We start from the raw sequence: 26,080 nt of genomic DNA, 5'->3' as shown, positions 1-26,080 counted from the left end.
AAATTCTTTCAGTCTGTTCCATGGGTAAGCTTAATCTACGAATTGATAAACAAATAGTTAATAGTAAGAGACTGCAAAAAAATGATTCATCTACATAAGGCCTGAAACGCTTTCTGAAAGCTTAAAGAAGGGGAGTTAGTCCCGTTGCTGTAAAAAGGTGAATTAGCAAGGGTACATGTAGAAGATGCTGGTCGAGCAATAATATCCCAATTTCAAATCCTCAATATTCTATAATAAAAAAATCCCAGCTCTTTACGAGCCGGGATTAATGTTGTACCCTTCAATTCTTAATAAGAGTATGACACTCAAATTTGAATTAGAAAGTTTTCAAGCTTACAGTTACTTTTTTGTAAGGAATGCTAAACTGGTTACCACTTATAGAATAAATTTTAGAACCAGGATACAGATCAATTGAATTGATACCTTGACTTTGAACGAATTTATTGTTCTTAATAATCAATGTTTTTTGAACATATCCCATAATTTTAAACGCTTTGGTTTTGGTATTATAGAAAGTGTTATCATGGATGTTGATTACTGTACCAGCGATATTGGTTCCGTCATTTCTGTTTACACCACCATGCATATCAAAAGCATGACTTGTATTTACATCCAATATGGTATTAAATGCAGCCTCATAACCAGTACCTGGAGTTCCGTAGCCAGTAATAGCATGTCTGTTATAATTAAACGTATTGTACATTACTCTTGCATAAACACCTGTTAATGAGATACCATAGCCTAATCTAGCTCTCTGATTGTGGTGAATATAGTTGTGGTGAACATAGCCATTTTGAGATCCCGGAGGGAATAAAAGTGCAGCATGTGACCAGCCTGCTAATTCTGAATTATCAACTTCGAAGTAATTTCCTTTTACCTCAACACCTCTTGAAAGCTTAAGTGTGTAATAGTATTTGTTGCCTGTACCATACTGTTTATCTAAAGCTGTTAATCTTGCAACTTCAGCAGCTCTGGTTAAAGTATCAGGTCCAATAATTCTTATGCGGCTAATTTTTGCATAATCCCCTGCAACTCTAATTAATGGGTAGTGATCTTCTTGTTTAGTGAAAATCAATCCTCCTTGAGAAACTCTACCATTCTTGGTTAAACCTCTGTTACTGGTAAGGGTTACTTTGCCTCTGATGGTAAGTGTACCAAGGTTGGACATGTCAATTTTTGCATTATCTGCAACATAAATTACTTGTCCTGCTGTCGCATTTTTGGTAGCAGCTATTAGTTCTTTAGCATTTGTTACCAAATAATTGTATTTAATAGCAGGGTCAGTGGTAGCTTCGTTGGCAGCAGGTGCACTTGCCTCTTCCTGTGGTTCTTTTACAGGCTCAATTAATTCCTTTTGGCAGGAAGTATTGAAGGTTAATAAGGCAGCAGCAATAACTGACAACATGTAAGTCTGTTTTTTTAATTGAACTGGTCTGATCATTGTTTTATTGGGTTAATAATTAAATTCCCAATGGTGTACGATAAACCAATTCAAAAGTTACATTAATTATTGGTTAATTAACTGATACTTAATAACTTATGCGCATTAATATTAACTAAAAGGCAATGAGTTTAATTATAAATTGTTGTTCAACCAACGATCTTTTGTTTCCAATTGCTAAAAGAGTTAAATAGTTTAATTATAATGAATTTGAAAATTTATTTAATTTATTTTTTTAAAAGTTAGTATACTAAATACATTTTAGATTCGTTTCCTAAAATCCTATCTACTACTTGATTACGCTAAACTGGCCTGTATACACTTCTTTTCCAATTATAACACGTAAAAAATACATGCCCGAACTGTAGCCATATAGTAAATAATCTCTTGTAAGAATTCCACTAAAATTTTCAACTGTTTCATCTACAAAATATTGGCCCAAAGAATTTATAACTGAAAGTTTAACCTTTTTAGGTTCCCAGACATTAAATTCAACTGAGATTTTATCTGTTGACGGAACAGGGTAAAGCTTCAATCCAATATTTTCAGGAATTACAGGAAGTTTGTAGTCAATTTCATTAGAAGTTGCTGCACAAGCGTCGGTTAATTTTACTGTATAAACTCCGGAATGTAGTGGTTTATAGGTGGGCTCTGTTGCTCCAGGGATCGCTATATCATTCAAATACCACTGGTTTGAGCTCACCGAACTCGAATACAATATATTGTTGTTTAGGGTAATAGTAGTTTTTTGTACGTCTACCGATGTTCTTGGGCTCTTACAACCTAATGCTGATACTTCAAGATCGTAAAAATAATACCAGTAATTTAGCGGTCCTGTGTTGTTACTTATACTTGCAGTATTTCCTGTTATTGATATCACATTCGGAATAACAAATGGATAGTTAAGCGTATTTGCGGATTTATTTCTGAAAATAGTAGCACCATCTCCGTAGGATATGTTAATCAGGTAATTTCCTGGAGACGGGATTTTTAAACCAAGGTCATATACTTTGCCAGTGTCATTAGGATCGTTATCCTGCGACCCTGCTGCCTCCGGAAATCGTGTAGCACTAGCATTTATTGTTACCGACGATACTTCTTCTCCAGTTTCCTCATTAGTAACGCTAAATGTTACCGTTCCCGAATTGCCTATATATAATCGTGCTCTGTCTAATACAATAGGAGCATAGGTAGTAAGGCTTACAGATGGGGTGAACTGATTATAAGCATTTGCTCCACTTTCAAATTCTGTTTTTGACGATGGTCCCAGCTTTCCTTTAAAATCGTTTAAAGCTCCATATACCTTGGTAATCGGTGTAAATGCGGACGTATTGTTTCCAACAGCAATTGGTATGGTCGCATTTTCCGAGTCAAACCAAAAAACAGTCCCATCTGTGGTATTAGATTTTAAGAGTATTTGATCTTCATCGCAATAGGTGGCACTTATCTGTGGAGCGTCAGGGTTTGTTGCTATTGATACACTTGTACTGAAGTTATTATTACTGCTGATTTGATCGGCAGCAAGATTTGTACTGCAATTGAATGTATAACTAGCTCCAGGAGTGGTTGAGAAAGAATCGACAAATGTAAAAATACCTTCTTGTCCAGTCTGTAGGGTTTGAGTCAACGTTCCATTTAACGTCTTTATGATAGTCCCACCGGAAATAATATCAACTTTAACCGGAATGCTATTTTGTGCAACTGTTCCGTAGTTTTTAACTTTAATAGCTACTTTTTGAGTGCTGTTGCCACAAGAAGTGTTTTCCGGCGAAGTTAAGCCTGTAACACCTACATCATTAGATGGGGCGTTGATTTTTAATGAATAATCCTCTGTTTCGCCATTGTTATAAGTCCCACAAGGCGTAATCAAATCACTTTGGTTGGTTTCCTGAACGATAATCCGCATACGCAGTATGTCGTCTTTATTTACTGTAGAAGGAATTTGAATTTGTGTATTATATACAGAGGATGCGTTTAATAAAGGGCTAACACTAATTGTTTCGTTAGCATCAGTAAAGCTTCCGTTTCCATTCCAATCAATATATACTTTAATGTAGCCGTTTGCAGAAGTAGTACAATTTCCCAAAGTAATACTTAAAGGCAAGGCTTTGTTGGGCTCTGCTGCAATAGCATTTTTTAGAAAATTACTGTAACCAGCGCAGTCAGTACTTGAACTTACAAGAGTGCCAATTTTGACTTCGCTTATTTTTAAACCGGAAGTTGTGGTTGCACTGGATGCACAATAGTTACTGCCGCCAATTCCAGTTGCAATAATAGAGTAGGGTTGAGATCCATTTTTTAGTACTCCTTTATGAGTTACCTTAACCGTATAAATTTCACCAGGCTCCGTATTATCAAGAATTATCTTCTCTACATTATCACGAAAGTTGTCTCCTCGTGTTGCTGCGTCTCCAGGTATAGCCGGATTTAAAACCCATGGAGAAAAGGTTTCATTATTCTTCGTGATGCGTATATCCAAATCATTGATCAGTTTAAGATTCGGGCTATCAACAGTTCCGTCTGGGGTGGCAGTGGCGGCCGGGTCTGTCCAGCTAATAGTAATGGATAATGGTTCTCTTCCTGAAGCAGTAACTTTAAATTCGTATGTTTCATTCTGATTTAAGGTGCGTTCTGAAATCTGACTGTAAGTGCCATTTTCGGAAATAACCTTCGCAGCTGTCGCAGTATTCATTAACCCCCATCCAAATTTATAATCTGGGCCCGGAGCAATGCCCGCTTCATCAGCTGTATGTATGATTAACCCTTTCAGCGTAGCTGAACGCATATAATTTCCATTATTGCGGTTTGAGTAATGTTCCTGTAATAATAGGGCCGATCCAGAAACTGATGGAGCGGCCATAGAGGTACCGCTTAAAGTTCCATAGGCATCATCGCTTCCCGAAAATGTTGACAGAACATTAACTCCATTGGCAACAACATCAGGTTTTATCCGTCCATCATCGGTAGGCCCCCAGCTGCTAAATGAACCTAATATCACATCTGAAGCTCTCGTATATCCGTTTGCTAATGCGCTTACAGCTCCAACAACCATACTATTTTTGGCATTACAGTTTGTTGAAAGATTATCATAAGAATTATTGCTAGAAATAGCATTTGCTACTCGTTGGGGATGCAAAGTGAATACACCTGCTGAGTTGCGCTGGTAATAAGGAGACCCAATTGCAGGGCCATTTTGATCCTGATTGTTTCCTGCCGATTTAACGATCAGGTAGTAAGGGGCATTAAATGCGATCTGATCCCAGGCTGCTACTGAAGAATTATAAATACCGAATTTGTAATCTTCAAATTTTCCTTCTTCACCCCACCATTCCCAGTTGGGGTCTGTTGCAGTTCCGGCCCGACTGTCATTGTAACGCCATCCGGCAATATTGCCATAGGAATGATTAGAAACAAGAAGGTTGTATTTGGTAGCGGCTTCAGCCATTTCAGCATCATCATTATCAAAGTCGAAACTTATTAAAGAAGGAGCTTTAAAAGCCATGCCTTTTGCTACAGAATTTATCCCTGCGGCAATCATTGTTCCTGCAACATGCGTGGAATGATCTTGAGTTCCTGAGCCATTGTCTCCAACTTTTACTCTACTTTGAAACTCACGATGGGTTAAGCGAGCAATTGCACCATCCCATAAGGCTAATTTGTCTTTTAAGGCACTTTTTGAGCCGCTCAGACTAAGTCCTGTCGATCCGCCGGGCCAAAGCTTATCGGTGCTAATGGTGGCTGCAGAACGAATATTATTGGTGGTGATAAGATACATGGGTAACCCTCTCTCATCGATTCCCTGTAAAGCGATAATGGTTCCCTTTTTATCTACTCTAAAAAGCTCCCATCCTTTTTCTTTGGCTAAAAGGGTTGCTTTTTTATACTTTTTATCATGATCGTTCTTTAGCTCACTTGCGATAAGCTTTAATGCTTTTTTCTGAGTTTTTATGGTTTCATTGTAAGTTTGACTAAACGCAGTCTGTATAGAAAAAAACGAAAGAACTACCAATAAAAATGTAATGCGTCTATTCATGTACTAATTCCGATAAAGTGTGTGTTCTTGGATACTTTAGCCTCTAAAGTTATTCTTTTTTGTTATTCAATTAGTTATATATCCTCACAAATCATTATTAAATTATGGCTTAATAAATGTATGCCTAATTGTAGCTAATTAATATCGCTTAAATAAATTACAAATGAAAAGTATCTTGTTGATATACAGTTTTTTGTTAACCATTATCTTGCCAAATAATCTAAATATGGCATTTGCTCAAACCAGTAAAGAGTGCACAGGCATTTGTGGAACTATAGTCTTTAAATCCGGCAATTTAATGCCATCTCCAGATATTGGGGTAGGGGTAGGCGGCAATTCAGGAAAGCCAGTTGTGCGTGAGATTGTGATCTATGAATTGACTAAAATGAGCGATGCCGAATCAGATGGTCCGTTTTTTAGGTCGTTAAAAACCAGGGAGATAAAGAGGGTTAAATCGGATAAAAAAGGGACATTTTCAGTTACGTTACCTCCGGGGAAATATTCTGTGTTGGTAAAAGAAGACAAAGGGTTATTTGCTAACATCTCCGACGGAGATAATAACATTAATCCGGTTGCAGTTGAGAAGGGTAAAATGACAAAATTAGATCTTGTTGTGGACTATGCAGCGGCTTACTGATCAACTTCAGATTGAGCCGAAAACTCTTCTTCCAAAATTTGACGTGTAAGTGGTTTGCCTAAAAATTTCTTAACAAATTTGTAGTTGGCAATCCGTTCATGATCAACAGGGTCTAATGACGAAGAAAGCATATAGATTTTGCACTTCTCAAGAATTGCAGGCTCTAACTGTTCAAACATTTTTAAGAAATCAAAGCCATTCATATCAGGCATTCTGATATCTAAAAAAATTAATTCGGGTAAATCAGCTTTCTTATCGAACTGGGTCTGAAGATAATCTAAGCCGTCTTTTACGGAAACCACACAATGTACATTTTTAACAAAGTGATAGTTCACAAGAATTTTCTTGTGTATTAGATTGTCGATAGTACTATCGTCTATAATGAGAGCTGAGTTGTAGATAAAGTTCTCCATCCACTCAAAATTCAAAGTCTTGGTACTGGTTATACGTAGATTATCTCCACGAAGTTCGATATTAGGAAAAAAAAACAAAAAAAACCAAAGTATTTCTACTGTAAATTTCCTGCAAGCAATTTTAGGCCAATTTCAGCGGTTTTTGCATCGTATTGGGCATTAATATATCTGAAGTCGGCGATAATATAATTTTGTTGTGCCTGTCGTAATTCAAGAGCTGTTACACTACCCAAACGATATTTTTCAAAAGTGATATCCTGATTTTGGCGAGCAACTTCTCGATTAGCTGCTTCAACTTTTACCAAAGAAATGCTGTTTTGATAATTAATATAAGCTGTACTTAATTGAGCATCCAGATCTTGCTTTAATTGATCGTATAAAATGCCTGCTGTATTAATCTCCGTTTTCGCATTTTGCTCACGTTTGTTTTGTATTAATCCATTAAAAAGATTAATGGTCGCCGTTGCCCCATAGTTTACCCCAGAATTTAAATTTGACAACACCTGTCCATAGCTTGATTCAGACTTGGTGTAATTGTAGTTAGTGTTTAGTTTAACAACCGGAAATCTGTCGCCACGAACCTCTTTATAACTTAATGAAGCAATATTTTTGTTTAATTGGGCTGCTTTTAACTGGGGGTTGTTTGTTAAAATACGCTGACGCACTTCGTCATATTTTAGGGCATAATCAATGATAATAGTGTCTGTAACAGAGAAATTGGTAGCTACATCACGAGCCATTAATTGATTTAAGCGTATTTTGGTTGATTGTAAATCTTGCAATTGGCGCATTAAATTGGTTGTATCCGCATTTAGGTCTACAGTAGAATTTAATACGTCCAACTTTGAAGCCTTTCCTACTGAATATTTATTTTTTTCATCCTTCACACGTTTGCGAGATAACTCAAGTGCTTCAAGCAAGCTCTTTGTTTGGTTCTGCTGACTAACTATAGTATAATAAGTAGAAACAATATCATACACAGTTTGAAGAACAGTTATCTGTGCGTTTACATCACCAAGTTTTTGCAACTCTTTTACTTTATCATAGGTTGCAAACATTCTCAACCCATCAAAAACGGTCCAGTTCAACGCAACATTTCCATTAATGCTGTGTGACTCGGCCCAGTTTCGTTCTTGCGTAGCTCCTGTATTGAATTCTTGAGTTGAATTAACTCTGCTTCCGTTTAAGCCTCCGCCAGCGGTTGCAACAGGTAGTAATGTAGTGTATAGATCCCGCGCATTATTGGTGCTGATGGTAGCATCATTTCGGGCAATTTTAATTGAATAGTTATTTTCAAGACCAATTTCAATAGCCTGGTTTATAGCTAAAATATCTTGTGCTTTAGCACTAATTGTACATACAACAGTTAGTATAAAAGCGACAGTTACTTTTTTCATTCAGAATTTTATCTATAGTGTTATATATGGTTACGGTTCGTTGTTAAAAACAAGGTATTCAATCATTTTTGGTTGAATACCTTGTTTTTTTATGCTTCTGCCGGAATAAATTTCGGCTCAGATTCTTCACTTGTTGGTTTTACTTCATCAGGATGCGGCTTATGTTCGCGTGATAAGTAAGAATAAACGGCAGGGATAACAAACAGTGTTAACGCAAGCGAGAATAAAATACCTCCGATAACAACAATACCCATGCTCATCCGGCTTTTTGCAGCGTCTCCTAAGGCCATCGCAATTGGTAATGCACCTAAAGCAGTTGCTAAACTGGTCATTAAGATTGGGCGAAGACGAGCCGCTGATGCGTCACGAATTGCTTTTTGCAACGGAACTCCTTGTTCTTTCAGTTGGTTTGCAAACTCAACGATAAGGATACCGTTTTTAGTTACCAAACCTACCAGCATAATAATACCGATCTGGCTGAAAATATTGATCGTTTGGTTAAATAACCATAATGAAAACACTGCACCTGCAATTGCTAATGGAACCGTGATCATGATGATAAACGGATCGATAAAGCTTTCAAACTGGGCAGCCAGGATCAGATAGATCAATACTAATGCTAAAACGAAAGCAAAAAGAATATTTGACGAACTTTCTGCAAAGTCACGTGAGGCACCTGTTAAAGAGGTTTGGAATGAATCATCCAATACCTTTTTGGCAATACGATCCATTTCTGCAATTCCATCACCAATGGTTTTACCCGGAGCTAAACCCGCCGAAACAGTAGCCGACATAAAACGATTAAAGTGATACAATTGAGGCGGAGAACTGTTTTCCTGAATTTTTACAAGATTGTCCATCTGAATCAATTGATTCTGATTGTTACGCACAAAGATGGAAGTCAGATTGGATGGATCTTCGCGGTCTGAACGGTCAAACTGGCCAATTACCTGATATTGTTTACCATTCATAATGTAATAACCAAAACGTTGTCCGCTTAAACCTAACTGTAAAGTTTGTGCCACATCTACAAAGGAAACACCTAAAGCCTTAGCTTTATCACGATCAATGGTGATGTTAAGTTCTGGTTTATTGAATTTCAGGTTCACATCCGTCATGGTGAATGTCGGACTTTGCTGAACCGCATCCATAAACTTAGGCAATATTTCTTTTAGTTTGTCGAAGTTAGGTGCTTGTAACACATACTGAACCGGTAAGCCACGGCCACCTCCTGCAGAAATGGTTTGTTGCTGGATTACGAAAGTTCTGGCCTCCGACATTCTACCTGTTATTTTGGTCAGATAATCGGCAATTTGTTGTTGACTGCGTTCTCTGTTCGCAGGGTCGGTTAAACGTAAGCGGGCAAAAGCCGTGTTGGTAGCAGAATTACCAAATCCCGGAGCTGTTACCGTTAGCAATACTTGTTTTTCCGGAATGGAATCAATAACTGTTTGCGTTATTTTCTTAACAAAACTATCAGTGTAGTCATAAGAAGCACCTTCAGGAGCCGTCACATTTAAACTAATAAAGCTACGGTCGTCTAAAGGAGCTAGCTCTGATTGAAGACTCTTTCCGAAAAGTACGATCATGCCGATACAAAGCGCAATCAGTGGGAAGGCAAACCATCTATTCGTCAGGAATTTGTTTAAAGAAGCACGGTAGCTTTCTACCATGTTCACAAACATAGGCTCCGTCAACTCATAAAAACGGCTTTGCTTACTATTCTTACGAATTAGCTTCGCATTTAGCATTGGCGTTAATGTTAACGACACAAATGCGGAGATCAATACCGCCGCCGATATTACTATACCAAACTCTCGGAATAAACGGCCTACAAAACCTTCCAGGAAAATAATCGGTAAGAATACCGCCGCAAGTGTAATGGACGTGGAGATAATAGCGAAGAAAATCTCATTTGAGCCTTTAATGGCCGCTTCAAAAGGAGAAAAGCCTTCTTCTACTTTTTTATAAATATTCTCCGTTACTACAATACCATCGTCAACCACCAAACCCGTTGCCAGTACAATGGCCAGCAAAGTTAATACGTTGATGGAGAAGCCCATCAGGTACATGATAAAGAAGGTGCCAATTAAGGACACCGGAATATCGATCAGTGGACGAAATGCAATTCCCCAGTTACGGAAGAATATATAAATGATTAATACAACCAGAATCAATGCGATGATAAGCGTTTCGGCTACCTCATTAATGGATTTTTTGATGAATAAGGTATTATCAACCGCTATATCGGTTTTATAATCTTTAGGAAGATCCTTTTTGATTTGTTCGTATCGTTTGTAGAACTCATTGGATATATCGATATAATTAGCTCCTGGCTGCGGAACTAATGCCAAACCGATCATCGGAACACCTGATTCGCGAAGAATGGTTTCTTCATTTTCAGGACCTAAAATGGCGTGCCCAACATCGCTTAAGCGAATGATGTTAGCACCATCATTTTTAATGATAAGATTGTTAAACTCTTCTTCTGTTGACATATTGCCGGCTGCATTTACTGTCAGTTCAGTATTGTCGCCGGTTATTTTTCCAGTAGGTAACTGAACGTTTTCCCTGTCCAGTGCATTTTTTACGTCAAGTGTGGTAAGTCCGTAAGAAGATAAACGAATAGGGTCTATCCATAAACGCATTGCATAGCGCTTTTGCCCCCAAATCTGGATAGAACTTACACCCGGTATAGTTTGCAGGCGTTCAGCCAATACGTTTTCAGCATAATCACTTACCTCTAATTGGTTTCGTGTATTACTCTGCAGTGTCATCGAGATGATCGCATCAGAGTTGGCATCTGCTTTACTTACAACAGGTAATCCATCAATATCTTTAGGTAAGCTCCTGGCTGCCTGAGAAACCTTGTCGCGCACATCATTTGCAGCATCATCTAAATCTTTACTCAGGTTAAACTCTACGGTAATATTACTTGACCCTTGGTTACTTGATGAAGATATGGTTCGAATTCCATCAATACTATTGATTGCTTTTTCAAGCGGCTCGGTAATCTGAGATTCAATAACATCAGCGTTTGCACCGGGATAATTGGTACGCACGTTAACAATAGGAGGGTCGATAGAAGGGTATTCGCGAACCCCCAAATATTTAAAACCAATATATCCGAACAGTATAATGATGATATTCATCACAATCGCTAATACCGGACGCTTAATGCTGGTGGTTGATAAACTACTCATTTTTTATAGTTCTAAAAGGCCTCAATTGATCGTTAGTTAGTTTTGCCGGAAGTGTTACTAATCTGTGTCAACACTTTACTCACACCTTTATTCGACCTAAAAACTTAATTAATACTAACTTTTACTGGTGTTTCAGGCTTTAATGACATGATACCAGTTGTGATAATGGTATCGCCCGGACTAATGCCGGAAAGAACCTGCACACGATCACTTGTACGAGCACCAGTTTCAATAATTGCATCTCTTGCAATTCCATTTTTGCATAAAAACACCTTCTTACCTTTTAACAAAGGTACTACCGCTTGTGTTGGAACAAACAAAGCATCTTTTACCTCTTTTAAGGCTAATTCAACTTTAGCGAATGAGCCAGGTAATAAGCTTCCATCATTATTAGGTGCAGTAGCTTTGAGCAGTACTGTACGCGTTGCTTCATCAATTTTAGGCTCAATAGCATAAACAGTTGCCGTGTACACCCGTTTATTTCCTTCAACAGTAAAATCAACAGCTGAATTTCTCTTAATTAACTGAATATATTTCTCAGGAACAGTGAACGTGATTTTTGCAGGATTTACATTTACCAATGTGGTAATATCTGTTTGTGGAGTAAGATAATCTCCAACTGAAACAGAGCGCAATCCAATAGTACCGCTGAATGGGGCTCTTATCTCGGTTTTAATAATTTGAGTTCTGATGAGTTGAGTCTCAGCTTTTAAGGCATTGACGTCGGCAAGAGTAGCGTCATAATCTTCTTTGCTAACAGCCTCTTTTTCTAAAAGGATGCGGGCTCGATATTCTTTTTCTTCGGCCAGCTTTTGCATGGTAATCGCTTTGGTGAGCTGCGCCTGTAAATCTTTGTCGTTTATTTTGATAAGTAAAGCACCTTTTGCAACATTGCTTCCTTCTTTAAAATAGATGTTGGTTATCAGTCCTGAAGCTTCGCTTCTTATAGAGACTTCTTCATTAGAAACGATATTTCCGGTAATATTTAGCTTGTCGGTAAAGTTTTCGGATTTTGCAATCACACCATTTACCGCCATAGGACCGTTTGGTTTGCCTCCACCTTTTCCGGCAGCACCTTTTTCCTTGCCAGGTGAAGGAGCTGTAACTCTGTTATAGATCAGGTAGCCTAAAACCACAACTATTAAAGCGTAAATAATGTACTTTACTTTCATTGACAGATAAGGGTTAATTAAATTATATGTGATAACAATTTTTTCGCAAGTAAGTTGTTTTTACTTGAAAACTTTTTACTGTATCAACGTTTTTACTATGCTTCTTTTCAATTAATCAAAGAGTTTATTCCGTTTTCTGATCTTTTAGGTTTTTTAAGCCTGTATAAATTTATCAAAAAACATTCATTTGAAACCCAACAACCTTGTTACTCGTACAACCATAACAAACCAAAATCAACTATGAACCGACGGTCATTTCTTTCAGCGTTCGATTCTTATTTTTTTGTTCCTTCATCTGCCAGAGTTGCTGCTCCTCCTGTTTCTGATATACAACGACCAACTTCAACTTTAGCTCCTCAAACGGTATGGGGAGAAGAGGAAGCCAAGCATTTAGTTCGAAGGGCAACGTTTGGTGCCTCCAAAAAGCTTGTAAACTATGTGCAAGGTTTGGGTTTACAAGGTGCGGTTAACAAATTGCTAATCAGTTTGTCGGCTCCAAATCCTCCACAAAATGCTACTGAAGATAACTTCTCAAATCCTACCGACTCCTGGACTATAAAAGCCAATGCAAACGGAGAATCAAATGGTCAGCGATTAAATAGTTTAAGGGCATGGTGGTTTGGACTCATGTTAGAACAAGACTATTCAAAACCGGAAGGGTTTAATGTCAGAGAAAAAATGACCTTGTTTTGGCACAACCATTTTGTAACCGAGTCGCAAATAGTTGATGAAGCCCACTATTGTTATCAATATAATGCTTTATTAAGAAAGAATGCGATTGGTAGTTATCGTACGTTGTTGGAAGAAATTACCGTAAATCCTGCAATGCTGCGTTACCTGAATGGAGATAGTAATACCGCATTTAATCCCAACGAGAATTATGGCAGAGAGTTGCTAGAGTTATTTAGTATTGGAAAAGGCCCGCAAACGGCTGATCCGATAGGTGATTATACTTTTTATAATGAAGATGATGTAAAGGCCGCAACACGTGTGCTAACGGGTTGGCGGCATCAGGTGCAAGCAGACAATACCATTTCATCTTATTTTACACCACAATTCCACGATCAGAAAGCAAAACAGTTTTCAGCACGTTTTAAAAACTACATTATCCAGCCAGCAGGAGAAACTGAATATAAAACGCTGGTTGATATGATTCTTACTCAATCAGAGGATCCGTTGGCCGCCGCTAAGTTTATCTGCCGACGATTATACCGGTATTTTGTTTACTATCAGATAGACCAGTTTACCGAAGACAACATTATTGCTCCGCTTGCCCAAACGTTATTTAACAGCAACTTTGAATTTAAACCTGTGTTGCAGCAGTTGTTTTTAAGTCAGCATTTTTATGATGTGCTGAACAGGGGCTGTGTAATTAAAAATCCGATTGATTATGTAGCAGGAGTTTGCAAAGAGTTTGATGTTGATACGAATGGTTCCGTCGACACTCCTCAGGCAAAATACAATGCGTGGTTTAAATTATACGAGGAGGCAATGGAGATGCAATTAAATCTGTTAGATCCTCCCGGTGTTTCCGGTTGGGCGGGTTACGGCCAAGAGCCTTCCTACCATGAGTATTGGATCAATTCGGATACGATGTATCAACGTAAAGGATTTACAGACCATATCGTTACCGGCGTAGATGCAAACGGATTAATGTTGAGTATACATCCGTTGGATTTTCTCAAAAAGAACTTGTCTCAGGCAGAAATCATTGATGCTAGGGTAATGATTGATAAAATAACAGGTTTTCTGTTACCTGCTGTTTTGCCGCTTACCCAAGCACAAAAAGATATATTATTATTCGACGCCTTGTTAATGGGCTTGTCAACAGATCCAAACTATTGGACAACAAACTGGTCCAAGTACACGGCTAATGGCTCTACAATGGAAGTAACCCAAATGCTGAATTCATTTTTCACCTACTTGCTGGCCATGCCAGAATATCACTTGTCTTAGAAAGTGTAATCCCTAAAAATCAGTGAAATCCAAGTTATGAGAAGAAGAGACTTTTTACGATATAGCTCAGCTGCGGCCGTTCCCGTCTTAGCCGGAGGCTTTCAGATGAAAGCATTTGCAAATACTCAATTATTAGATCTTCTAGCCCAGGCTGATAATGATAGAGTATTGGTGGTAGTGCAATTGAACGGAGGAAACGACGGATTAAATATGGTTGTACCTCTTGATCAATATTCGAATCTGGCAGCTGCACGGGCCAATATCTTATTGCCTGAAACAAAGATTCTCCGAATGACCAATAGTACGGGGTTGCATCCATCTATGGGCGCATTACATGGTCAATATCAGGATGGAAAGGTGCGTGTGATTCAAAATGCCGGGTACTATCCTGCCAACCAATCTCATTTTCGTTCAACAGACATTTGGTGGACTGCACCGAATAATGTAACCCGTGTAATAGAGTCGGGATGGATTGGGAGATATCTTCAAGGTATTTATCCCGGTTATCCGGAAACTAAATATGATCATCCACCGGCTTTACAAATAGGAGCAATTCTTTCGCTGGGATTAATGGGTGAGTTGAGTAACCCGATGGGGATTTCTGTAAGCAGTCCTGAAGTATTTGAGTACCTGGCACAGGGGCAGGCTGATACTTCAATTCCTAAAACAGCAGCGGAATTAGAGTTGAAATATATCCGGAATATGTCGGTGGTTTCGGGTGATTATTCGGATGTACTTAGGCAAGCAATCCAAAAAGGAGCTAATCTTTCTTCAAAATATCCTCCTTCATCCGCAAAGAATTATTTGGCGGCTCAACTAAAAGTAGTGGCCAGATTATTGGCAGGTGGATTGAAAACAAGGATTTTTATTGTAAGTATGGGTGGTTTTGATACCCATGCCGATCAGACCAATAAAGATGCGTTCGGTACATTGACCGGAACGCATGCCAACTTGATGAAGAATTTATCCGAAGCAATTGCTGCATTTCAGGACGATCTTCAATTAATGAAACAAGATCATCGGGTGGCGGGGTTCACATTCTCTGAGTTTGGGCGAAGAATTAGGTCTAATGCAAGTTATGGTACCGATCATGGTGCTGCTGCACCAATGATCGTTTTTGGATCAGGTGTAATTCCGGGAATATTAGGCTCCAATCCTCAGATTCCTCAAAATACAAAAGTCGGAGACAGCGTTGTTGCCGATCCTAATCATGATTTCAGGAATATTTATGCTACTGTCTTGAATCAATGGTTTGGAGTAACTGAATCAGAAATTCAGCGAGTAATGGATAATAAGCCCGACTTGAATAAAGAGCTGGCAATTTTTAGGACAAAAGATCAAATAGATAACAATAGTAAGGGAAAACTAAAACTAATAACAGTATTCCCGAATCCATTTACTGATTATACCACCATCCGGTTTATCTCGGGAAATGGTAAAGCCCGATTATCATTAATTGATACAGCAGGTAAAACAGTAAGGGTTTTATTAGAAGAATCAATTAATGAAGGTCAGCATGAAGTTACTTTGCATAGAAATGGCCTTTCTGATGGAGTCTATTATGTTCATTTGAAACAAGGAAATGAAAAAGATACACTGCTGTTAAAAACTATGTAGTTTCACCATTTCCCTTCTAAAAGGAAGGGAGATTTGAGTAAGTATAATATCGTAAAACTTCAGTTATCATCAGAAAAAATCCTCAAAAAATCGTAACTTATAGATAAGAAATCTATAGCTATGAACCGCTTAATTTTACTTATTATAATTCCGTCACTTGTCTTTTGCTCACGGCTAATTGTGACAACTTTTTGGTTGATTCGTTCTATTAAAATACGATCAAAAAACTAAGTACCTTATTTTCTTTGCCGGTATCCCTCTGCAATCCGCCATACACCTACTCCGGTTAATAGTACTAAACCAATTCCGAAGCCTCCACCCACAGCAAAAGAAGCGGTTGCAAAAAGGATCATTATAACAACAATGGAATAGCCGATTATTAAATTTTGTTTGCCTTTAGATTTTAATTGACTTTTTAAAATTTCGGTTTCATTTTCAGTTATACCATAAGTAGCTTCCATTTTCTCATTAATAGAAGTTTCATCCCAACCTTCTTCCTTTAGGTGTACGATATAGTCGAATGTTTCGTCCTTCCACTTCGTTTCAGTAGCTAAAACCTCAAATAAATCAACCCCATTATCTTTAAGATCTAATTTTATACTTTCAATCGATTCACCTGAATTCATTCTTTCTCTGATCATTTCTTCCAGCTCCTTTTCAGACATATCCTTAAATGATCGGGGTTTATTAACTAGGAACTCACTAAGAGAAAGAGCTTCTTCTTTCTTATCGCGGTTTAATAGTTCAGATTGCAGGTAAGGAATTATCTCAATTCTTAATGCAGACGGCTTTTCTGCAAGTGAAATTAATTTATCGGTAGAGAGTTTTTTGTAATTTTCAATAATAGCGTCTAGGTTCTCCATGCAAATAGTAGCAAGTTTGTTGATAATAATTTATACTACGATTAAAAATTTTTGTTAACCTTAAGTAGTATTATTTTAGTAAAAGTATGTTTTGAAGGTATCCGATTATAGAGAGTTAAAAAAGTTTTTAACCTGTAATACAAAGTATTAATTGACTTTACCTAAATATCGAAGAGTCACTTTTTTGTTACGAAATCGAGAGTATGAAGACCCTTAACATTTTCGTATTATTGCGCCCTTACGAAAGAACCGATTAAATAATGAAGAGATTAAGTACGCTAATTTTATTATCAGTATTTTTTATGAGCACAGCTTCGGCGGCAGACCCAAAGTTGAGTTATCAGCTTTCTTTTGACAATGCTCCACAACATTATGTGGATGTAAAAATGGATGTAAATAACTGGAATGGAAAAGATCTTGTAGTTAAATTGCCTGTTTGGGCACCTGGATCTTACCTGGTTCGTGAGTTTGCACGGAATGTTGAACAATTTCAGGCATTTTCAAACGGACAACCATTGGCTGTTAAAAAGATCAGTAAAAATACCTGGAAAATAAGTGCAAATAAAGCAGCCAACATTAGCATTAGCTATAAAGTGTATGCTTTTGAATTAACAGTGCGTACTAGCTTTATTGATGCCGCTCATGGATATTTAAACGGAACCAGCATTTTTATGTATGTTGATGGGAAAAAAGAACTTCCTTCAACGATAAAAATTACCCCATACAAAACCTGGAAAGAAATCTCTACCGGTTTAGAAAAAGTTAATGGCGATAAATGGACTTTAAGCTCGCCTAATTATGATATCCTTGCTGATTCACCAATTGAGATCGGTAATCAGGAAATTATCTCATTTGAAGCAGCAGGTGTGCCACATGAAGTTGCATTATACGGTGGGGGTAACTATGATAAAGAGCGCTTGAAAACAGATATGAAACGTATTTGTGAAGAAGCGTTTAAAGTTTTTGATACTCACCCTTGTCAGCATTATACATTCATAGTTCATTGCATGCCATCTGGCGGCGGAGGCTTAGAGCACTTGAATTCAACAACTGTACAGGCTTCTAAATTCAGTTTTACTAACGAAACTTCCTATAAAGGGTTCTTATCGCTTATTGCACATGAGTATTTTCACTTGTGGAATGTTAAACGTCTTCGTCCCGAAGCATTAGGTCCGTTTGATTATGATAATGAGAACTATACAACAATGCTTTGGTTCTCAGAAGGCTTTACCGCGTATTATGATAATTTATTAACCCGCCGCGCAGGTTTCTATACTCCGGAAGCGTACCTGGACGTAATTTCTGCCGATATTAATAAAGTAACAAATCAGCCTGGAAATTATGTATTACCGGTTGCTGAGGCTAGTTACGATGCATGGATCAAATTATATCGTCCAAGTGAAAACTCGGCAAACAGTTCAATTTCCTATTATGACAAAGGATCATTGCTTGCATTGATGCTTGATATGGAAATTCTTAAAAACAGCAAAGGTGCCAAAGATCTTGATGCCTTGATGAAATATTTATACAACGAATACTATTTAGGTAAAAATCGTGGATTCACAGATGGTGAGTTTAAAGCTGCGGTAGAAAAAATAGCAGGTAAAAATATGGATGATTTCTGGGCGAAATATGTTAATGGTACACAGGGGATTCCTTATAATGATTATTTCGCTGCTGTTGGTCTTAAGTTAGTAGATCAAAATGGTAGTAGTAAAGAGGTGTTTTTTGGAGCCAATACAAAAGTTGATAACGGAAAAATCATGGTGACATCAGTCGTTAAAGGAAGTGCCGCTTATGAGGCCGGAATTAACGTAAATGATGAGATCATTGCTTTTGATAACTATCGTGTTGATGACCTGGCTAAATGGGTAGGTTATAAGAAAGTAGGTGATAAAGTAACTGTGCTGGTAAGCCGCGAAGGCGCATTGCAAGCAATTCCGGTAACTTTTAAAGCGAATACCAATGTTCGTTACCGTTTTGAGGCGATCAAATCGGTAACTGCAGATCAAGCCAAAGCTTATAACTACTGGATGAAATTTAACGATCAATCGGGCAGTTAATCTTAAATTCTGCTAAAACATAAATTAAAGGGGCAATTTCTTAATTGCTCCTTTTTTATTGCAATTCCGTGACTGAATTGGACGATAACCTAATTTTTATCATTCTTTTTTTTGAGAAATAGGCCTTAGTTAGCGTGAGGATATTAGAATTAATAATTTATGGAAACAGATATTCAGATATCAAGGTCAACCCCATTAAAGAGTATTTATGCAATTGCCGAACAAATTAATATAGATGAGGATAACATAATACCTTATGGAAAATATAAGGCAAAGGTTGCTTTAAGTGAAATTGATGAAGAACGAGTTAAACGAGCTAATCTAATTTTGGTAACTGCAATCACTCCCAATAAAGCAGGGGTAGGAAAAACAGTGACTTCAGTGGGTTTATCATTAGGTCTTAGTAAGCTTGGTAAAAATGCAGTGGTTGCACTTCGAGAACCCTCTTTAGGTCCTTGTTTCGGAATGAAAGGAGGTGCTGCAGGTGGTGGTTTTTCACAGGTATTACCGATGGAAGATATTAACCTGCACTTTACCGGAGATTTTCATGCGATCACTTCGGCGAATAATATGATTGCGGCCCTGTTGGATAATTACCAGTACCAAAACCGTAATACAGGTAATGCACTTGCAGAGATCGTCTGGAAACGCGTTTTAGATATTAATGACCGGTCATTGCGTCAAATCATATCTGGATTGGGTAGCAATGGAATTCCTCAGGAAACTGGTTTTGACATTACAACGGCTTCTGAAATTATGGCTTTACTCTGTTTAGCATCAAGTCTTGAAGACCTGGAAAACCGGGTTAATTCTATTTTGTTAGGTTACAGGAGAGATAAAACGCCATTCTATGTAAAAGATCTTGGAGTTGGCAGCGCCATAACTGTTTTATTGAAAGATGCGTTGCTTCCTAACTTGGTTCAGACTACCGAAAATACCGCTGCTTTTATTCACGGTGGACCATTTGCAAACATTGCTCATGGATGTAACTCTGTTCTGGCCACAAAAATGGCTATGAGTCATGCCGATTATGTGGTAACAGAAGCTGGTTTCGGAGCTGATCTGGGGGCTGAAAAATTCCTGGATATTAAATGCCGAATTGCCGGACTAAAGCCTAAAGCAACCGTGATTGCAGTAACAACACTTTCATTGAAGCTACATGGTGGTCAAAATGAAAAAGAATTGAAGCAACCTAATTTGCAAGCTTTAAAAGGTGGAATGCCAAATCTTAAACGCCATGTTGAAAACATGCAGAATTTTGGACAGAACATTGTTGTAGCGCTGAACCAGCACAATACTGATACCGAAGAGGAAATAAATTATGTAAAGGAATGGTGTAAACAGAACAATGTAGCCTTTGCAGTAAGTAATTGTTTTGCTTATGGTGGTGATGGAGCACTTGAATTAGCTGCTGAGGTGATTAAAGTGATCGATGAGTATGATTCAACGCCAATTAATTTTACTTACGATCTGCATGACGATATTTCTATTAAAATAGCAAAAGTAGCATCTAAAATATATCGGGCTGCCAGTGTAAAGTTTAGTGCAAAGGCTCAGAAAAAATTAACTTCAATTCGCAATAACGGATGGAACAATTTGCCTGTTTGTATTGCGAAAACACAATATTCGTTTGCCGATGATCCACAAATGGGTCCGGTACCTGATAACTTTGTTTTTGAGGTACAAGATCTGGTGGTTAACACAGGAGCCGGTTTTGTTGTGGCTATTGCCGGAGATATTATGCGTATGCCTGGTTTGCCAAAAGAACCTGCAGCTCTGCAAATCGGTTTAAAAAATGGGTTTATTGAAGGGCTAAGTTAATTAGCACACCAAGCCGCAAAGGCGCAAAGATTTTTTAGAGATAGCTTTGCGTCTTTGCGGCTTGGCGTGAATATTAATTAATCGCAATTTCCCCATTTGAACTTATTCGTGTTCCGAAATCTGCAGATAATTGCTGCATGTGTTGGAGGGTAGAATCATATTCTCCATTAGCTGCAATATTAACCTGAAAATCCTTGATGATTAATGGCGTAAGCTTCAGTTTTTTGATGCCTGTCTTATTCAACTCACAGGAGAAAAAGAAAGTACGGTCATTACTGTATTCTGGAACCGCTTCGAAGTCATCGATTAAGTCACCAGTATCGTACATAATCAGTTTGTTCTTATAAATTTCAACACCCTGAAAAACATGGGCTCCATGTCCATGAATAATATCCACACCTGCGTCTATGATCCTATGAGCAAATGAAACAAAATCAGGTATTGGTTTATGTGTCATTTTATCTCCCCAATGAATACTTAAGATAATCACATCAACACGGTCTCTGATTGCAGAAACAGCTCTTATAATGGTTTCAATATCTCCAACTTCAACGTAATTCGTTCCGGGCTTGTCCTGAGCAATCCAGTAAGGTTCATTATCGGTAAAGCCTAAAATGCCAATGGAAATATCATTCAGTGAAAGAATCACGGGTAGCCCCGCTTGCTGTATGGTAACTCCGGCTCCAACATGCTTTATCCCCGACTTATTTAATAGGTCTATTGTCTCTAGCATGCCCTCCTCCCAAAAATCAAGTATATGATCATTGGCTAAATTAACCACATCAATTCTTGCGTCAATTAATGTTTGAATCTTATTAGGGTCAGCTTTTAGATTTATCATCTTTTTTTGCTGCTGAGTTTTATGTTGAGTTAGGGGAGCTTCCAGGTTAATAAGGTTTAAATCTGTACTTTTAAATAGAGGCAAGACATTGCCCCATGGATAAGAATAACCTGTTGTCGAGATTTTATCATTCACAGATCTTCCTATCATGACATCACCTGCAAATCCAATAGTTACAGGCTTGTGGTTTGAGTACGCAGAATTCTCCATAAGCGAAACAGAATAAGTTTATGTTAAATGAACCTTTTATCACTTTTTATAAATTTACTTAATTTCTGTATTATCAGTGATGTCGTTTTTCATGAAAGAATCCAAAATAAGACTTCTTTTTGTTTGTACTATTAACAGGATGAGAAGTGCAACTGCACACACAATTTTTGAAGAAGACAACAGGTTTGACGTTAAGTCTGCAGGTACTTCGGCACATGCAAACAATGTATTAAATGATGAGATGTTGAAATGGGCAGATACAATAGTTGTAATGGAAAAATCTCATAGGAATTTTATTCAAAAGAACTATCGCGAAATATATAATTCAAAAAAGATTATTTGCTTGTATATAAAAGATGAGTACGATTATATGCAACCTGAATTAATTGCAATTTTGAAAGAACGAATGGATGATATCTTAATGAAAGGGCTGTTATCATAAACCAAACAAGATTTATGATAACAGGAAATACTAAATGAATTAACTAAATCTTTGTCTTTACCTTATCCCATTTCTTAATCTGCCAGTTTACTGTAGCTGTACAGATATGGTTCTTTTGACTATCAAAAACAGGAAGTTTAAATGTTTTAAAAACAGCATCAGTGCTTTCTAATTCAGTATTGATTTGTGCAGCATCCTGTGGTGTAAATCTAAAATCAACACTTACGTCAGTTTTGCCCTGAAAGTGATAATCCATGTGTAAATCCTTCATGATAATGCGATAATTGGCAGCTCCCAATACATTCATTAACTGCATGCCACAAGTATATTCACAAAGTGTGGCCAGTCCGCATGCATGTAGCCCTTTAATATGATTCAGGTTTCTACGGATATAGGGCATCGTTATTACCACATTTTCATCGGTTACAGTTGTTATTTTAAATCTATGTGGACTGTTAAATGGAATTGCTCGCCATAATACCTGATTGAGCATCCAAAGGTTAAAAGGGGAGCCTTTAGCTTTATTGATAAGGTTGTTTAATTGTTTCATTGTTTGGGATTACACAGATTTTAATTTTGGATTACACCGATTATTGATTGATTTCGCCTAGGATGGGAGCTTTTTCTTCTCCGGATAGGGTTAGCAATAGGTTTTTTCTTGCTTCAGTTAATTCATTTATCAACCGTTCGGTAATAGCTTTTGATGGCAATACATCGTTGATCAATTCAACTGATTGTCCTGCACACCAAAGCGTTTTATAATTATTTGGATGAATTGCAGCTTCTAGTTTTTTCATGCCCTTTACCTGCACTAACATTTTAAAGTATTTCTTGGTGGTTTTATTGGTTGAAAGTAGTTTTTCAAGCCAGTTTTGCTTATAACCTATTTTTTTAGCGTAAGGCGTGTTAATGATGTTACAGGGAGTTCCTGAGAGTTTTTCTGTTAGAACAATATCCTCCATTTTGGCATCAATAATTCCTTGTTTATAAGCATCACTAACTGTGCTTTCTGTTGAATTTATAAAACGCGTACCAATTGATACCCCCTGCGCCCCCAAACATAATGCAGAAAGAATACCTTCACCATTTGCTATACCTCCTGCTGCAATTACGGGAATGTCGGGGAAATGATGTTGAAGAGAGGGGACTAACAGATGCAAAGGACTTGGTCCCGCGTGTCCACCGGCTCCTTGTCCAACAGCGATAAAGCCGTCACAGCCTAAACTGGCGCATTTAGCCGCATGTTCAATATTGGTAACATCACAATATACCTTTGCTCCATACGAATGAGCAATATCAATAACAGGTTTAGGGTTTCCCAAAGACGTGATGTAAAATGGTACTTTCTGTTCTCCACAAATTTTCAAATGCTTTTCAAATAAAGGATTTGAGCGTTGAACAATAAGGTTAACCCCATAGTTTCCGGTGTAACCACTATTTTCACTTTTGTATTTATTCAAGTTCTTTAGCACTTTTTCCAGTTCGCCATCATTTCGGAAATTTAAGCTTGGAAAAACACCCATTATTCCACTTTCAATCGCAGCTCGCATCATGGCCTCATTGGAAACCAAAAACATAGGTGCCATTATAATTGGATGCTCGATTCCAAGTTCCTTGGTCATTTTATTGCTTATTTTCATTTTATCCTGGTTGTTCAGTGTTACTGAAAGGTTTATTGATTGTATTATGCAAGATAAGTAAAGGATAGATAAACTCAAAAAATTATGCATGCATAATTAATTTGTGCTTTGAATAATAGTAACTTATCTGTTATTAGGTGCTTTAAAGGCTAATAAAAAGGGATAATCAACCGAAAAGTCGTATCCTTGCTACGCTAACCTGTGTCGATACAAGTTTAAAGCAAAATCAAATCTTTTGTTTAGCATGCATATCTGCAGTTAGCGTTTCCCGTTTTTTATTAAAGTAACGACCAATACAATAATCAATGGATATAAACACTATAATTGATTTATTTGACTCAATTAAGCAGCGATTTATAAATAAACCCGTAGTTTCTGCAAAGGAAAACGGTAAGTGGCGAGGGTATTCAGCTGATGAATTTACAGATAATGTTAACCGATTAAGTTCTGGACTAATCAATCTGGGGATTCAAAAGGATGATAAAATTGCCAATATGGCCTTTAATCGACCAGAATGGAACTTTGTTGATTATTCGATTATACAAACAAACGCCATTCATATTCCGCTTTATCCCACATTAGCTGATCATGATATAAAGTTCATCTTAAATGATGCCGAAGTAAAAGTGATTTTTGTTTCAGGAAAAGAGCTTTATGATAAGATCAATAGCTTACGTTCGGAATTACCATTATTAAAAGAAATCTACGTTTATGACGACGTTCCGGGTGCAAAATCATGGAAAGAGCTTCTTGTTGGTCAGGATGAAATAAACTGGGATGAGATTAATAAACGCAAATCAACGGTTAGTGAATCAGATATATTAACCATCATCTATACATCTGGAACTACGGGAACACCTAAGGGTGTAATGCTTACACATAAAAATATCGTCAGCAATTTAAAGGCTTTGCGAGAATACATTCCACAGGAAGTTGAACGCGCTTTAAGCTTTTTACCGCTTTCGCATGTATTTGAACGCGTAGCCAATTACCTATGCCTGGATATAGGAATCAGTATCTATTATGCCGAAAGTATTGATGCAATTTCTTCTAACCTGGCTGAAGTAAAACCACATTTCTTTACTACGGTTCCCCGCTTACTTGAAAAAATCTATGATAAAATAACGATCAAAGGTTCAGAGTTAACCGGGATTAAGAAAGCGTTATTTTATTGGGCGTTAAATCTCGGACTCAGATATGAACTGAATGGAGCTAACGGCTGGTGGTATGAGATGCAGTTGAAATTGGCAAATAAGCTGATTTTTAGCAAATGGCGTGAAGCTTTAGGTGGAAATGTAAAATTAATCGTATCCGGAGGAGCTGCCCTACAACCACGTTTGGCAAAAGTATTTATGTCGGCTCAGATAACTACTCTTGAGGGTTATGGATTAACAGAAACTTCACCGGTTATTGCAGCAAATCACTTTGATACCAGACGCTATAAATTTAACACCGTTGGCCGACCTATTGGTGGTGTTGATGTAAGAATAGCAGAAGACGGAGAATTACTTTGTAAAGGACCGAATATCTTTGCCGGATATTATAAACGTCCTGATCTTACCGAAAAGTTGATCGACTCCGACGGCTGGTTTCATACGGAAGATATCGCAGAAATGGATAGCGATGGTTTTTTACGCATTACCGATCGTAAGAAAGAAATGTTTAAGACAGCAGGAGGTAAATATGTTGCGCCTCAGGCAATTGAGAATAAATTTAAAGAATCATTATTGATCGAACAGGTTTTGGTTATTGGAGAAAATCAACGTTTCCCGGCAGCCTTAATCGTTCCCAATTTTGATAATTTAAGAGAATGGTGCTCGCGTCACAGCATTCCGTATACCACCAATGCAGAAATGATTCGTAATGATCAGGTGATAGCTAAGTTTACGAGTGAAGCCGAAAGATATAATGATGGCTTTGGAAAATGGGAGCAAGTCAAAAAGTTTGAATTACTTCCTAAAGAGTGGACGATTGAGGGAGGAGAAATGACCCCTAAATTAAGTTTGAAGCGAAAAGTTATTGTTAATAATAACTTATCCCTGATCGAAAAAATATACGCCCAGGTTCAATAAAACGGATCAAAATAGAAACACAAAAAAGGGGAAGATTGCAGGCAATCTTCCCCTTTTTTGTGTCCTCAAAATCTTGCACATAAATTTCCGAATGGCTCGTTTTTTGAGTATCTTCCTAAAAAGTAAAGACAGTGCTTTTTAATTAAGTGCTTGGGGAGTTCAGAATAATATTTAGCGTAATAAATATTTTGAAAAATTTTAATTGGTGTATTGGAAATATAAACGATAAAAATATATTTGTACTAAATACTGATTCGGT

The 26,080-nt window shown here is 37.6% G+C and carries 17 protein-coding genes; 7 read left to right on the top strand and 10 right to left on the bottom strand.

All coding sequences use genetic code 11. The annotated features are described in order from the left end of the window. Positions 1–316 precede the first annotated feature (316 nt). Positions 317–1,441, bottom strand: a complete 1,125-nt coding sequence (locus SOLCA_RS22485) for a polysaccharide lyase domain-containing protein (protein ID WP_014681401.1) — start codon at positions 1,439–1,441, stop codon at positions 317–319. Positions 1,442–1,730: 289 nt separating this feature from the next. Continuing rightward, complete coding sequence (locus SOLCA_RS15460; RefSeq protein ID WP_014681400.1) at positions 1,731–5,474, bottom strand: S8 family serine peptidase; 3,744 nt, start codon at positions 5,472–5,474, stop codon at positions 1,731–1,733. Between the two features lie 163 nt (positions 5,475–5,637). Between SOLCA_RS15460 and SOLCA_RS15455 the strand changes: the two genes are divergently transcribed. Further along, the gene (locus SOLCA_RS15455) at positions 5,638–6,111 is read left to right on the top strand and encodes a hypothetical protein (RefSeq protein ID WP_014681399.1); all 474 of its coding nucleotides are present in this window, start codon (positions 5,638–5,640) and stop codon (positions 6,109–6,111) included. On the opposite strand, the gene SOLCA_RS15450 is transcribed toward SOLCA_RS15455, so the two are convergent. The 4 genes from SOLCA_RS15450 to SOLCA_RS15435 all read right to left on the bottom strand — a co-directional run bounded on the left by SOLCA_RS15450 (position 6,105) and on the right by SOLCA_RS15435 (position 12,296). Then, complete coding sequence (locus SOLCA_RS15450) at positions 6,105–6,539, bottom strand: response regulator (protein ID WP_157604586.1); 435 nt, start codon at positions 6,537–6,539, stop codon at positions 6,105–6,107. The genes SOLCA_RS15455 and SOLCA_RS15450 overlap by 7 nt on opposite strands. Before the next feature lie 80 nt (positions 6,540–6,619). Beyond that, positions 6,620–7,921 (bottom strand): TolC family protein, encoded by a 1,302-nt coding sequence (locus SOLCA_RS15445; RefSeq protein WP_014681397.1) that lies wholly within the window; start codon positions 7,919–7,921, stop codon positions 6,620–6,622. A gap of 89 nt (positions 7,922–8,010) precedes the next feature. Then, positions 8,011–11,124 (bottom strand): efflux RND transporter permease subunit, encoded by a 3,114-nt coding sequence (locus SOLCA_RS15440; RefSeq protein ID WP_014681396.1) that lies wholly within the window; start codon positions 11,122–11,124, stop codon positions 8,011–8,013. Positions 11,125–11,228: 104 nt separating this feature from the next. Next, complete coding sequence (locus tag SOLCA_RS15435) at positions 11,229–12,296, bottom strand: efflux RND transporter periplasmic adaptor subunit (protein ID WP_014681395.1); 1,068 nt, start codon at positions 12,294–12,296, stop codon at positions 11,229–11,231. A 240-nt stretch (positions 12,297–12,536) separates the two neighbouring features. Here SOLCA_RS15435 and SOLCA_RS15430 point away from each other — a divergent pair, with 240 nt between their 5' ends. After that, entirely contained in the window at positions 12,537–14,252 is a 1,716-nt protein-coding gene (locus tag SOLCA_RS15430; protein ID WP_157604585.1) for a DUF1800 domain-containing protein, read from the top strand. Positions 14,253–14,288: 36 nt separating this feature from the next. Then, positions 14,289–15,869 carry a DUF1501 domain-containing protein gene (locus SOLCA_RS15425; protein WP_014681393.1) on the top strand — a complete coding sequence of 527 codons (1,581 nt, stop codon included), beginning with the start codon at positions 14,289–14,291 and terminating at the stop codon, positions 15,867–15,869. A gap of 236 nt (positions 15,870–16,105) precedes the next feature. Here SOLCA_RS15425 and SOLCA_RS15420 read toward each other — a convergent pair whose 3' ends face one another. Continuing rightward, positions 16,106–16,732, bottom strand: a complete 627-nt coding sequence (locus SOLCA_RS15420; RefSeq protein ID WP_014681392.1) for a hypothetical protein — start codon at positions 16,730–16,732, stop codon at positions 16,106–16,108. A 260-nt stretch (positions 16,733–16,992) separates the two neighbouring features. Here SOLCA_RS15420 and SOLCA_RS15415 point away from each other — a divergent pair, with 260 nt between their 5' ends. Both SOLCA_RS15415 and SOLCA_RS15410 read left to right on the top strand, forming a co-directional pair. Then, a complete protein-coding gene (locus tag SOLCA_RS15415; protein WP_014681391.1) occupies positions 16,993–18,795 on the top strand; it encodes a M61 family metallopeptidase in 1,803 nt (600 codons plus the stop codon). A gap of 159 nt (positions 18,796–18,954) precedes the next feature. After that, positions 18,955–20,616: a formate--tetrahydrofolate ligase gene (locus tag SOLCA_RS15410; protein ID WP_014681390.1), complete on the top strand. Its 1,662-nt coding sequence runs from the start codon at positions 18,955–18,957 to the stop codon at positions 20,614–20,616. Between the two features lie 73 nt (positions 20,617–20,689). Here SOLCA_RS15410 and SOLCA_RS15405 read toward each other — a convergent pair whose 3' ends face one another. Next, positions 20,690–21,667: a CapA family protein gene (locus tag SOLCA_RS15405; RefSeq protein ID WP_014681389.1), complete on the bottom strand. Its 978-nt coding sequence runs from the start codon at positions 21,665–21,667 to the stop codon at positions 20,690–20,692. 139 nt (positions 21,668–21,806) lie between these two features. Between SOLCA_RS15405 and SOLCA_RS15400 the strand changes: the two genes are divergently transcribed. Beyond that, complete coding sequence (locus tag SOLCA_RS15400; protein WP_052308606.1) at positions 21,807–22,109, top strand: low molecular weight protein tyrosine phosphatase family protein; 303 nt, start codon at positions 21,807–21,809, stop codon at positions 22,107–22,109. A 43-nt stretch (positions 22,110–22,152) separates the two neighbouring features. Here the strand turns inward: SOLCA_RS15400 and SOLCA_RS15395 are convergent, their stop codons facing one another. Together SOLCA_RS15395 and SOLCA_RS15390 are read right to left on the bottom strand one after the other, a co-directional pair. Beyond that, the gene (locus SOLCA_RS15395) at positions 22,153–22,659 is read right to left on the bottom strand and encodes a PaaI family thioesterase (protein WP_014681387.1); all 507 of its coding nucleotides are present in this window, start codon (positions 22,657–22,659) and stop codon (positions 22,153–22,155) included. A 40-nt stretch (positions 22,660–22,699) separates the two neighbouring features. Continuing rightward, positions 22,700–23,749: an NAD(P)H-dependent flavin oxidoreductase gene (locus tag SOLCA_RS15390; RefSeq protein ID WP_042479945.1), complete on the bottom strand. Its 1,050-nt coding sequence runs from the start codon at positions 23,747–23,749 to the stop codon at positions 22,700–22,702. Positions 23,750–24,054: 305 nt separating this feature from the next. Here SOLCA_RS15390 and SOLCA_RS15385 point away from each other — a divergent pair, with 305 nt between their 5' ends. After that, the gene (locus SOLCA_RS15385; RefSeq protein WP_014681385.1) at positions 24,055–25,821 is read left to right on the top strand and encodes an AMP-dependent synthetase/ligase; all 1,767 of its coding nucleotides are present in this window, start codon (positions 24,055–24,057) and stop codon (positions 25,819–25,821) included. Positions 25,822–26,080: the final 259 nt, after the last annotated feature.

This window comes from Solitalea canadensis DSM 3403, from assembly GCF_000242635.2.
GTDB lineage: Bacteria > Bacteroidota > Bacteroidia > Sphingobacteriales > Sphingobacteriaceae > Solitalea > Solitalea canadensis.
The sequence above is the reverse complement of the archived record's forward strand: the minus strand, read 5'-3'. Positions and strand labels throughout refer to the sequence as shown.

What these genes read in the sequence shown, in the direction of transcription:
- SOLCA_RS15460 (WP_014681400.1), bottom strand. Translation starts at nt 5,474, where the DNA reads ATGAATAGACGCATTACATTTTTATTGGTAGTTCTTTCGTTTTTTTCT.
- SOLCA_RS15415 (WP_014681391.1), top strand. Translation starts at nt 16,993, where the DNA reads ATGAAGAGATTAAGTACGCTAATTTTATTATCAGTATTTTTTATGAGC.
- SOLCA_RS15425 (WP_014681393.1), top strand. Translation starts at nt 14,289, where the DNA reads ATGAGAAGAAGAGACTTTTTACGATATAGCTCAGCTGCGGCCGTTCCC.
- SOLCA_RS15440 (WP_014681396.1), bottom strand. Translation starts at nt 11,124, where the DNA reads ATGAGTAGTTTATCAACCACCAGCATTAAGCGTCCGGTATTAGCGATT.
- SOLCA_RS15420 (WP_014681392.1), bottom strand. Translation starts at nt 16,732, where the DNA reads ATGGAGAACCTAGACGCTATTATTGAAAATTACAAAAAACTCTCTACC.
- SOLCA_RS15400 (WP_052308606.1), top strand. Translation starts at nt 21,807, where the DNA reads ATGAGAAGTGCAACTGCACACACAATTTTTGAAGAAGACAACAGGTTT.
- SOLCA_RS15390 (WP_042479945.1), bottom strand. Translation starts at nt 23,749, where the DNA reads ATGAAAATAAGCAATAAAATGACCAAGGAACTTGGAATCGAGCATCCA.
- SOLCA_RS15410 (WP_014681390.1), top strand. Translation starts at nt 18,955, where the DNA reads ATGGAAACAGATATTCAGATATCAAGGTCAACCCCATTAAAGAGTATT.
- SOLCA_RS15455 (WP_014681399.1), top strand. Translation starts at nt 5,638, where the DNA reads ATGAAAAGTATCTTGTTGATATACAGTTTTTTGTTAACCATTATCTTG.
- SOLCA_RS15405 (WP_014681389.1), bottom strand. Translation starts at nt 21,667, where the DNA reads ATGGAGAATTCTGCGTACTCAAACCACAAGCCTGTAACTATTGGATTT.
- SOLCA_RS15385 (WP_014681385.1), top strand. Translation starts at nt 24,055, where the DNA reads ATGGATATAAACACTATAATTGATTTATTTGACTCAATTAAGCAGCGA.
- SOLCA_RS15430 (WP_157604585.1), top strand. Translation starts at nt 12,537, where the DNA reads ATGAACCGACGGTCATTTCTTTCAGCGTTCGATTCTTATTTTTTTGTT.
- SOLCA_RS22485 (WP_014681401.1), bottom strand. Translation starts at nt 1,441, where the DNA reads ATGATCAGACCAGTTCAATTAAAAAAACAGACTTACATGTTGTCAGTT.
- SOLCA_RS15395 (WP_014681387.1), bottom strand. Translation starts at nt 22,659, where the DNA reads ATGAAACAATTAAACAACCTTATCAATAAAGCTAAAGGCTCCCCTTTT.
- SOLCA_RS15435 (WP_014681395.1), bottom strand. Translation starts at nt 12,296, where the DNA reads ATGAAAGTAAAGTACATTATTTACGCTTTAATAGTTGTGGTTTTAGGC.
- SOLCA_RS15445 (WP_014681397.1), bottom strand. Translation starts at nt 7,921, where the DNA reads ATGAAAAAAGTAACTGTCGCTTTTATACTAACTGTTGTATGTACAATT.